This window comes from Nostoc sp. 106C (genome assembly GCF_002154725.1).
Lineage (GTDB): Bacteria > Cyanobacteriota > Cyanobacteriia > Cyanobacteriales > Nostocaceae > Aulosira.
The window spans coordinates 1-10,204 of sequence record NZ_MTAW01000070.1; the positions used below are offsets into that span (position 1 = coordinate 1).

The 10,204-nt window shown below is 38.0% G+C and carries 7 protein-coding genes; 1 reads left to right on the plus strand and 6 read right to left on the minus strand.

What is annotated here, in order from left to right; translation table 11 throughout:
- Positions 1-236: 236 nt before the first annotated feature.
- From BV375_RS07040 to BV375_RS07055, 4 genes are all read right to left on the minus strand, one after another.
- The gene (locus BV375_RS07040; protein ID WP_086758716.1) at positions 237-1,757 is read right to left on the minus strand and encodes an ATP-binding protein; all 1,521 of its coding nucleotides are present in this window, start codon (positions 1,755-1,757) and stop codon (positions 237-239) included.
- A gap of 10 nt (positions 1,758-1,767) precedes the next feature.
- Positions 1,768-4,566 (minus strand): PAS domain S-box protein, encoded by a 2,799-nt coding sequence (locus BV375_RS07045; RefSeq protein WP_086758726.1) that lies wholly within the window; start codon positions 4,564-4,566, stop codon positions 1,768-1,770.
- Between the two features lie 830 nt (positions 4,567-5,396).
- Entirely contained in the window at positions 5,397-6,929 is a 1,533-nt protein-coding gene (locus BV375_RS07050; RefSeq protein ID WP_086758718.1) for a SagB/ThcOx family dehydrogenase, read from the minus strand.
- A 458-nt stretch (positions 6,930-7,387) separates the two neighbouring features.
- Positions 7,388-8,314 (minus strand): DUF4349 domain-containing protein, encoded by a 927-nt coding sequence (locus BV375_RS07055; protein ID WP_086758720.1) that lies wholly within the window; start codon positions 8,312-8,314, stop codon positions 7,388-7,390.
- Between the two features lie 202 nt (positions 8,315-8,516).
- Between BV375_RS07055 and BV375_RS07060 the strand changes: the two genes are divergently transcribed.
- On the plus strand, positions 8,517-8,957 hold the full coding sequence (locus BV375_RS07060; protein ID WP_086758722.1) for a thermonuclease family protein: 441 nt from the start codon (positions 8,517-8,519) through the stop codon (positions 8,955-8,957).
- A gap of 125 nt (positions 8,958-9,082) precedes the next feature.
- Here BV375_RS07060 and BV375_RS07065 read toward each other — a convergent pair whose 3' ends face one another.
- On the minus strand, positions 9,083-9,661 hold the full coding sequence (locus tag BV375_RS07065) for a hypothetical protein (protein ID WP_143842019.1): 579 nt from the start codon (positions 9,659-9,661) through the stop codon (positions 9,083-9,085).
- A 120-nt stretch (positions 9,662-9,781) separates the two neighbouring features.
- The gene (locus BV375_RS07070; protein WP_208099071.1) at positions 9,782-10,123 is read right to left on the minus strand and encodes a hypothetical protein; all 342 of its coding nucleotides are present in this window, start codon (positions 10,121-10,123) and stop codon (positions 9,782-9,784) included.
- Positions 10,124-10,204: the final 81 nt, after the last annotated feature.

Consider the following 10,204-nt stretch of genomic DNA (forward strand, 5'->3'; position numbering starts at 1 on the left):
ATTGTTCGGTTTTTTGTTTAGTAATTATTTGTGAACTTTGTTGCCAATGAATTTTCTTAACTGAACTGTATTGACCAATAGACTTCTTACAAAAATGCTAATCAGCAAAAAAGGAACCACAGATGAACACAGATGAACACCGATATTTATCTGTGTTTATCGGTGTTTATCTGTGGTTTGATATTCAAAATATTGACTTATGCAAGAGGGCTAATGACAAATGACAAATGCCATTTTCATTCATCATTTTCAGTAGTAGAAAATTCTGAAGTTAGGGGCAAAATTATTGTAAAAATCGTACCGATTCCTACTTGGCTAGCAACACTGATTTGACCATTGTGGGCTTCGACACACCTTTTGACAATGACTAAACCCAGGCCGTTACCCTGAATTAATTTAACGTTTGAAGCTCGATAGAATGATTCAAAAAGGCGGCTCTGGTCTGTTTCTGGAATACCAATGCCTTGATCTTGAATCTGAAAAGTGACTGCGCCCTCAACAGGATCGTATCTGAGATCAAGTTTAATTGTTCCACCTTTAGGAGAATACTTGACTGCGTTTGAAAGTAGGTTTCCTAGCATGTAATGTAAGAGGCGTTCATCCATCCAAACTTCGGTAATCTCACAATTAGAGGTAAATACAAATTCATACAAGTTACTTTCAATAAGAGAAAATTCTTCAATTAGATCTCTACAGAATATGTCTAGGTTGATAGGAGCCGGATTAAATCCAAGTTTTCCAGCCTCAGAACGACCCATAAATAGTACATCTTCCATGAGGTGTTTCATGGTTTGTACAGCACTTTGAATTCGCTTGATATAAGTTGTTTTTTTTGCAGCTGGCAAATTTGCTCCCTGAATTTCAATTAGCTCAATTGCAGTTTGAATTACAGTCAGGGGATTGCGAAATTCATGAGAAACAGTAGAGATAAATAAAGACTTCAGACGGTTGACTTCTTGCTCTTTTTCTAAGGCTTGCTTGAGCAATTCTGTTTGACGCCTTTCACTCATATCCCAGAAAACAACTACAGCACCACTTACTTGATCTGGTCGTCGCATTAGTGGTGAAGCACTATCGCCAATTGGTACCCTTCTACCATCTTTGGAAATTAAAGAAATGTAATCTCCTAAATAAACAACATTATGCTCTCGCAGCACTTTGGTTACAGGGTTTTCTATTATAGAATTTGTAACTTCATCGACAAGATTAAAAACTTTCGACACCTCAGTTCCTAAAGCTTCTTCTCTATACCAGCCTGTCAAGGCTTCAGATGCCGGATTCATAAATGTGACAATTCCTTGCTCATCTGTGGCAATCACAGCATCGCTCATCGAATTTAAAAGGGTTTCTAATTGATCTCGATTTTCCCGTAGCTCATATTCAAACCGATATTTTAACAGAGCTATTTCTATCGCTATTTGTAAATCTTTGATCGTAAAGGGTTTAACAATATATCCAAAAGGTTGAGTAATTTTTGCCCGTTCTAAAGTATTAGCATCACCGTAAGCTGTAAGAAAAATTACGGGAATATCTAATTGCTCACGAATATAACTAGCAGCAGCAATACCATCCATATCTCCTTTCAGGATAATATCCATCAACACTATTTCTGGTTTAGTTTCTAGCGCCTTGGCAATGGCAACTTTTCCTGAAGAAGCTGTACCCGTTACAATATAACCTAGTTGATTAAGTTGGCTAGCAATAGTTCTGGCCACAATCACTTCATCTTCTACAACTAAAACCCTCACCTGAACCATTTGATGTTTACTACTGTAAAGTTAACTGGGGAAACTTAATTTTGAAAACTGTTTCGTGATGAGTTTCTAAAATAATTGTTCCTTCTAGTTGTTCTGTAACTAAGTCATAAACTAACGAAAGGCCTAATGAATTAGTATCTTTCCAATTAATCTCATTCGAGAACCCAATACCATTATCTCGAATAGTCATTTCAATACTATCACCGAGATTGCATAATCTAATAATAATACTGCCTACTTCTTGGTTCGGAAAAGCATGTTTGAGAGCATTTGAGATTAATTCGTTGATAATTAAGCCACAGGCAATGGCTTGGTCAACATTCAAGTTTACAGAATCTATATAAGTTTCTAAACCAATCTCAGCAGGCGATACTTGATAAGAAATTAATAAACTTGTTGCTAAATTCTGGATATAGTCAGCAATATCAAGTTGCCCAATATTGGGAGCAGTGTATAAATTTCTGTGAATTAGTGAGATTGAATCAATCCGATTTTGACTGTCTCTCAGCACTTTGATAACTTCAGGATCGCTGAGGGTTTGGGACTGGAGTTGCAACAAACTAGAGACAATTTGCAAGTTATTTTTAACTCGATGATGAATCTCTTTTAACAAAACTTCTTTTTCTGCTAGTGCATTTCTTAATTCCGCTTCAGCTATCTGTCTTTGGGCAATTTCGATTTGGGCTTGTTGAAGGATGCTAGATTGTTGAATAGCGATCGCTATTGGCACCGATAGTTGATCGAGTAAATCTAATTGATTTTCCTCCCACTCCCGAGTCCGAGAACATTGGTGTGCGATTAATAAACCCCACAGACCAGAGCTAAGATTTTCTTCACTTACTTGTAAAAGAATAGGTACTACTAAATTTGCTTTTACTTCAAACTGTTCTAATAGGTTAATGTGACATTCAGTTAGTCCAGCTTGGTAAATGTTAGCGATCGCTCTTTTATGACCTTGATAATACTCCTTACCTCCACCTGTTTGAAAACAGGTATCTACTATCTGTGCATCTATCGAAGCTGTCCAGCCATTAACCACTGATTCCGCTACAACTGTAGCGCTCATATCTGAAGCAAACCGCAAAACTATCACCCGATCAACCTGAAGTAAATCTCGTACTTCTTTTACGGTAGCATCGAGAATATCTTGGAGATTTAAAGATTGACGAATTCGCCCAGTAACGGTTCGCATCAACTGTTCCCGTTCTAGCTGAGTTTTTAAAGCTCGTTCAGTTTGCTTGCGTTCTGTAATATTTTGCCCGATACCGATGATTTGCCCATTTGCTAGGTGAACATTAGTCCAAGAGGTATCAATGACACGACCTTCTTGAGTTTGAGTTCTAAAGTCACCCCAAATTCGTTGTGCAGACTGAATAAAATTAACCGCATATTGCTGGTCTTCTGGGTCAGGATATAAAGCTTGCAAAATATCGCAAGTTTGCAAATCTTGAAGATTCCAACCTAAAGTACGTTCCCACTCTTGGTTTACCCATTGCAGTTTACCGTTGACATCGATGAGTGCAATCATTAACGGAATACTCTCAAAGATATTCTGGAGAAATTCATTTTGCTCTTGGAGACTTGTTTCTGCATTTTTGCGTTCGGTGATGTCATACAAAACTGTTAAAATAGCAGCTTCTCCGTTAAATGTTAAAAACTGAAATGAAGCAATTGCCCAGAATGAAGTGCTATTTGCTCTTTTTAGTTGCATTTCATAGTTATGAAGATAGCCATGTTGGGCAAGCTCTGCTAATATTATTTCTCTATCAGATCTGTTGTAATAAAAATCGTAAGCTTGCCGACAATTAATTAAATCTTCTGAAGTTGATAAAAATGTTTCTATAAACTTTTGATTTGCATATAAAATTAGACTATCAGATAGACGGGAAATTAATAATGGAATAGGAATTGCTTCTGAAATTGCCCGTAGTCTAGCTTCGCTATTATGCAGGGTTTGTTCTTTTTGTTTGTGATTGGTAATATCTCTAATAACTTCTAAACAAGCATTATAACTAGTATATTCTATCGAATGGGCAACAACTTCAACATCAATAATCTGCCCATCTTTGCGGAGGTGCTTCCATTCTCTAGAGCAGTTTGTATTACTATTTTTCTGCTCACAATTTTGTTCTAAAATAGGCACATTTTCTGAGATTATCAGGTCAGTTACGCACATTTGCAAGAACTCTGATCGAGAATAGCCATAATGGATAACAGCAGCGTCGTTGACATCTAAAAACTTCAGATTATGGCAATCAATCACCCACATAGGATTAGGATGATTTAAAAAAAGTAAATTAAAATTATTTTGGCTTTCATAAATATTTTTTTTTCGATTGAAATCTAAATATTTGATGATTTGTCGGGCTAATTTTTGTAATATTGCTTTTTCCTTATCGCTGAAATCACGAGGAACAGAATCAAATACACAAAGACTACCCATAGCAAAGCCGCTTACAGTAATTAGGGGAACTCCTGCATAGCAACGGCAATAAGGTTCTGAAATCACCAGAGGATTTGCTGCAAATCGCTCATCGGATAAGGTATCTGGAATGATTAATATTTCGCTTTCAAGAATCGTGTAGGCACCAAAAGAAACACTACGAGGAATTTCTGTTTGATTAATGCCAATTTTGGACTTAAACCATTCTCGCTCAGCATCGACTAAACTAATAATTGCCATTGGCATGTCAAACAGATCTGCAGCCAACTGAGTAAGTTCATCAAAAATTTCTTCTGGTGGTGTATCTAAAATTTGATATTGATGAAGTAATTCCAGCCGTTGAATTTCATTTTCAGGTAATGGTATCACTGGTCAGAAGGCAAAATTTTTCTTATTAAAATACTCAAACTTTTGACTTAATTTAGGTACTCTCCTGTGAACCTTGGCTATGCTATCTGAAATTCAGTAAAGCTCATCTGTGAATTAATGAGTTGTTTTGTCAAAAGATGCTTCAGAGTAACGAGCTGATTGAGATACTGATTTGTTGCTGCAAATCTTCACCACATTGAACTGAATAATAGTGCGTATAATATTGCTTAAGAAAAATAATACTCCGCCAACAGACCTTTTAAGAGAATACGGTTACTGTTTGCAACATAATTTATACAATTTTTGCAATATAACTAATGCAAACAGAGGCTTCAAGAAACTACAATTGCGAGTGTTGCGTAATATGTGCGATCGCTAAACAAACTTTTCCTCAAGCTCTACTAAGGTTCTTGGACTCCTAGGCTGCTTGGCAGTATTTTGCTTCAAAGCTTTGATTTCATGAACTGAAGCGTTTACAGGGGCTGAATCGTCACCAGTTCTTGCTACGCTTGGCTATAACTGGCAGCGGTCTTATTGTAACAAAGTTGCTGTCAAAAACTGGTTTAGTCCAAGGTCAAGAGATATTATACCGCTTCCTTGTTCAGCATTTAGCCAGATACAACTATCTACAGTGCTCCTGTAACGGGATATTTGCGAACTGATCCGCAACGCGATCGCAATGTCTTCTTTGCTGGTTAAGGTTAGGGAATTAATCCGCAACGGGGTGGGATGAAAATTGTAGATTCGCCTTTAGAGCTTTAAATCAAAAAACGAATCAAAAAGAGCGCAAAGGACACAAAAAATCTTTGTGTCCTAAGTGTTTTCTTCTATCTCGGTCGTCCCAAAGTAGTGATGTAGAGAACTGCTTCATCTATAGGAATACCCAAAACTTCATTTACTTGATCGTCAAAAAAGCCACCAATACCGCTGACGCCCAAATTGAGTTGAGTCGCTGCTAAATTCAGCCTTTGCCCTAAATGTCCGGCATCCATGTGTAAATATCGGTAAACGCGATCGCCATATTGAGCGATCGCAGATTTCAGATCTGCTGTATGGAATAGTACTGCGGCAGCATCTCGCCCTAAATCTTGCCCTAAGCAGAGGAAGTGTAACTCTCTGCGGAAGTTTTTAAAGCGAATTTGTCGCAATTCTTGCGCTTTAGGTGCGTAATAGTAACACCCTGTTTCCAATCCTTTGACTCCGCAAACCGCAATAAATGTTTCGATCAAATTTAGGTCAAAGTAGTCTGGAGAACGATCTAAATTTTGGTAAATGTAATTTTGCGGTTGGTAAGTGAAATCAAGTAAGGCTTTGAGTTCATCAAAGGTCAAATCTTCACCACTATAAGCACGGGTAGAACGGCGCTTGTGCATGGTGTCGTCCAGTTCTACCAAATGTTCTCCCCAGTTGATGGGTGTTGTAGCAGTAGGAATTTTCAGACAGAAAGGGAAGTTGTATTTATCCTCTAAGGATCTATCTTGTTTTACCTCTGGTAAATTGAGTTTGCCAGTTGTACCAGATTGGATCTGCGTGTGGCGATGAAAATATTTCAGCAGTTCGCCATCAGGGATGATCGGGTAATCGGTTTCGGTGGCAGAAGGTAAAGCCGTTCGTCCCAGTGGTAAATTTTGTTTGATATCTAACAAGTCTGCCAAAGGCAAAACTGCGATCGCTCCCTCTTGTTGCGGCTCGATATAAAGTAGATCGTTGACAGCTTCATCAATAAAGCCGCCGATTAAGTGGGGACGATAATCATTAATCGCCGCCGCTAACTCGATATTACCTAATAGGTGTCCTGTATCCAAAAAAATGCGGCGGTAAGCCCGATCTTCATAGCGCCAAGCAGAACGATAGAATACCGCAGTGATGACAATTGCCAATTGCGTACTTTCTAGGGACGGATGCCAAAAACAAGCTGCTTGTAAAGCTTGCCAAACGTCGTTTTCCCAATACTGCATTAGGGAATGAGTCCGACATTGGTAGTTATATAACCCAGCTGGTAACAACTGCGTCCCTCTAGAAACGATATAAACCTCAGCCGGATATAACCCACCAGCACTGGGGGCAGATCGTAAATATACCGCACTGCCCATCGAAGGCATTCTCGCTGTCAGCCCATAACTACGAAACAACAGCCGTGAAAGTCTCTGCCACCATTGAGCATCTGCACTATCAACAGAAGCCGCGGAATTTTCTTGAAGGTAGGGTTTAAGGTCGAAAGACGAGCCAATTCTGTACTCTTTGAACGGTACTGGTTGCTTAGCCCAATCTAACCTCTGGCTTTTCGAGGCTAGCGTTTCAGGGTTATATTTAGTCCGTTCGTGGTAGTGCTGAGCAATTGATTGGTGTATTTCAGGCATAGTACTTTCAATAGCATTGGGCGTCCTTATTTTGATCTTGGCATTCCTGCGCCTGATTATTTCGTGTTAATTGGTACAATCTTAATAATTACAATATGATACTGAGTAACTACTAGTGTGTAATTTCCCAATCTATTAGCTAAGGAGTCGTGTAAAAATAAGTTGAACAATTTAATATTTGTAGTACGGGCCGGAAAGCCCGCGCGAGCAAGATGCTCGCACTACTTATTTTTAATTGATGCCTAATTGAAAGCTTCCCCAGCATTTAAGATTGCAGAAACTTTAGATGCAAAGTCTCTACAATCCAAAAGACTGTTTCAGCCATCTCAAACAATAGGCTGTCACATATTAAAATTTTATCTACTCCGTAGCCATAATTTTAAATGTTGAATTCCGCACAGCGGTACTAGTTTTACTATCAGTAACCAAAACTCAGAAAATATAATTTTTTCATCTTTTCATCCATCATAATTCTCTGCTGGTGGTGTTGTCCTTACAGGCTGGGAATTGCGCCGCCAACGGTTCAAGCCATAAATAGCAGCAGCCAAAACCAAAAAATAAGGGCTGTAAACCATTAACCAAATAGCCAATTTGAGTAAGCCAACGGTGAACTCTCCAACAGAGTGGCTAGAGTTATTCCAAGTTTCTTGAATTTGTGAACCTAAACCTCGTTGTGGACTACTGCTAGAAACTGCTGCTTCTAGGTTCAATGTAATAGTAGAGTATGCAACTTGGTTTTGTAAGTTTTTCAGTTGGGCATTTATTTGCTCAATTGATTGCCGCACATTACTAAGTTCTTGAGCAACACTTAATACATCTCTCACAGAACCAGAGCGATCCATAATTTTTTGCAAATTGGCTTCTGTTCTGCGCAGATTGGTTAATCTAGCTTGGAAATCTACCAACTGATTGCTGACATCTTCCGCTGTGATATTGCGATTTCCTACTGTACCCAATTTAGCCAGTTCATCGAGAGTTGAGTCTAGTTGGTTCTGCGGTATCCGCAGCGTTATAGATGCAGTATGACGTGTGTTTTCTCTCGTGGGTTGACGTTCATTTAACCCAATTAAATCACCTTGTTTGTTATTGATAATTTTGGAGACTGCATCGATACTCTGATCTACAGAGTTAACAATTACAGTTATTGTTGCTTTTTTAATCAGTTGCGGACGGGATTGAGGTACTGGTGCTGCTTCAGATTTTTGCGCAACACTCCCAGTACTATTAGCAAGTGCTTCTTGATTGAGGGCGCGTTCGCCTGTACTTTGTGATAATTGCTGTTTTGATTGTTGCGGAACAGAAGCGCAACTGGTAAAAATCACACTTCCTAGCAGCGCACTCATCACTAAAGCAGATTTATTAGGTAATTTAATCGAGATTGGCATAATTTAAACCTCAGGATAGATGAAGTTAATCTCAGTATCGCTGAGAGCAAAACTGAAAGTTGGTATTGTTGCGATTTATGTAACAGAAATGCTAGCTCAGTTAGTTTTGCTGCTTAACAACAGCTTGTGATTTAACTCACAATTACCTGCTAATTACTTAGATAGAATCAAGACCAAAGCATAAAATAATACTTAAAAACAAATGGCTTTAATACAGTTAATGTTAGTGCTAGCTACAGTAGTTGGTATATCAGATAGCAATACAATTCGTATTAAAGATGATACTGGTCAAACAGCTACAGTTAAATTAGTTTGTATTGATATACCTAAGGAAACTAAACAGCAGTATGTTTCAGCAGGCATCAAAAAACTCAAACAACTGCTACCATCTGGGAGTCCGGTAGTGATCAGAAGCGTAGATCAAGATAGGAGTGAGCGGACACTGGGTGAAGTCTATGTAGATAATCGCTCAGTAAATCTCCGTTTAGTTGAAGAGGGTAACGCTGTTGTCGAGCGAGATTCTTTATATTACTGCGAGGAAAGCAAAACTCAATTTTTAATCGCAGAAGCCAATGCCAAAAATAAGCGTTTAGGATTGTGGCAGCAGTTTAATCCTGTAACTTCTAGAAATACACTAAGGTAATACTTAATTATACTACAATACGGTTCAGTGACAGCCAAAAACCTCAACCCAACCTACGATTCTCCTTAACTGAACCGTACTGAATTATATTATCCCAATCAAAGGAGTTGAGATTAGCAAAAGATTTAGATATTTGATCGTTTTGGCAATTCAAGAACTGCTCGATTTAAATCTTCTATGTTTGCATTACCTCCTAGAATGTTATTCATTATTTTTTCAAAAAAATTATCGAATGATGGATTGTTTATCGGACTCTCAGAAGCAGCTATAATTAGATTATAGGGAGATAAATATCTTACTCTTAGCTCAGTTGCTCTCCAATCCAATTCTACAAGTTTTCCATTAATAGTGGCGGCACCATCATCATATTCAGATCTTGTAACAAAAAACTCTCTTTGATAAACTCCAAATTCTTCATTATAGTATCCATATTGTTCAATCATACGCTGGATTTCACGTTTCTCCCAGTTGTAAAGACCGCTAGGCTCCATTGGAAATGTTTCAATATATATAAAACATTGATAGTAATCACGAGTATTCACAGCTATGACTTGCTTAATTTGTAACTCTTGTTCATTGATAAGAACAATATTATTCTCCAAATGCTCAAATGATTCTATTTGAAGATTTCTGTAACCTCTATACCACCAGATTGGGTTATTTTTGCCGCTATCTTTTTTAAAGGTTAAAGGGTCTGCCAGCAATTTAGATAACCTTGGAATCACTTCGCTAGATGAATTGAATGATTGAATGTTTCTAACACCAGGAAAAGATTGTGCAAATCTTTGAGAGAAAAGGTCAGTACTGCTAATAGATAAAACAATCTAATTATTGTCAACCTCCTTTAACTTTTCTTTTTCTAAAAGAGTGGGTGTAGAATATTCAGGAATTCCCGCCAATTGTATTTCTACACAAGCAAATTCATAAGCATCTTTAAATGAGCGACCTGCTCCTAATGCTTTGTAAAAGCCTACAGCAAATCCAATTGCTGCCTTATCTCCAATAGATTGATTCATGCCAATAACAAACGGTATATGTTTAGCAATGGCTTTTGCCTGAACTTCTGAATAACAAGCATTTAAAACTACACATTTCACTTGATTAGCTATTAACTTAAATAGATTTGCGAGTGCATCAGGCTTTACTGGTTGTGTTTTCCCTAACAAATCTTCAAAGCAAAGTTCTCCAGTACTTAGAGGATGTTTTAAAAGTGGGGGGTGTGGTAAGAAAGCTCACAAGGCGTATGC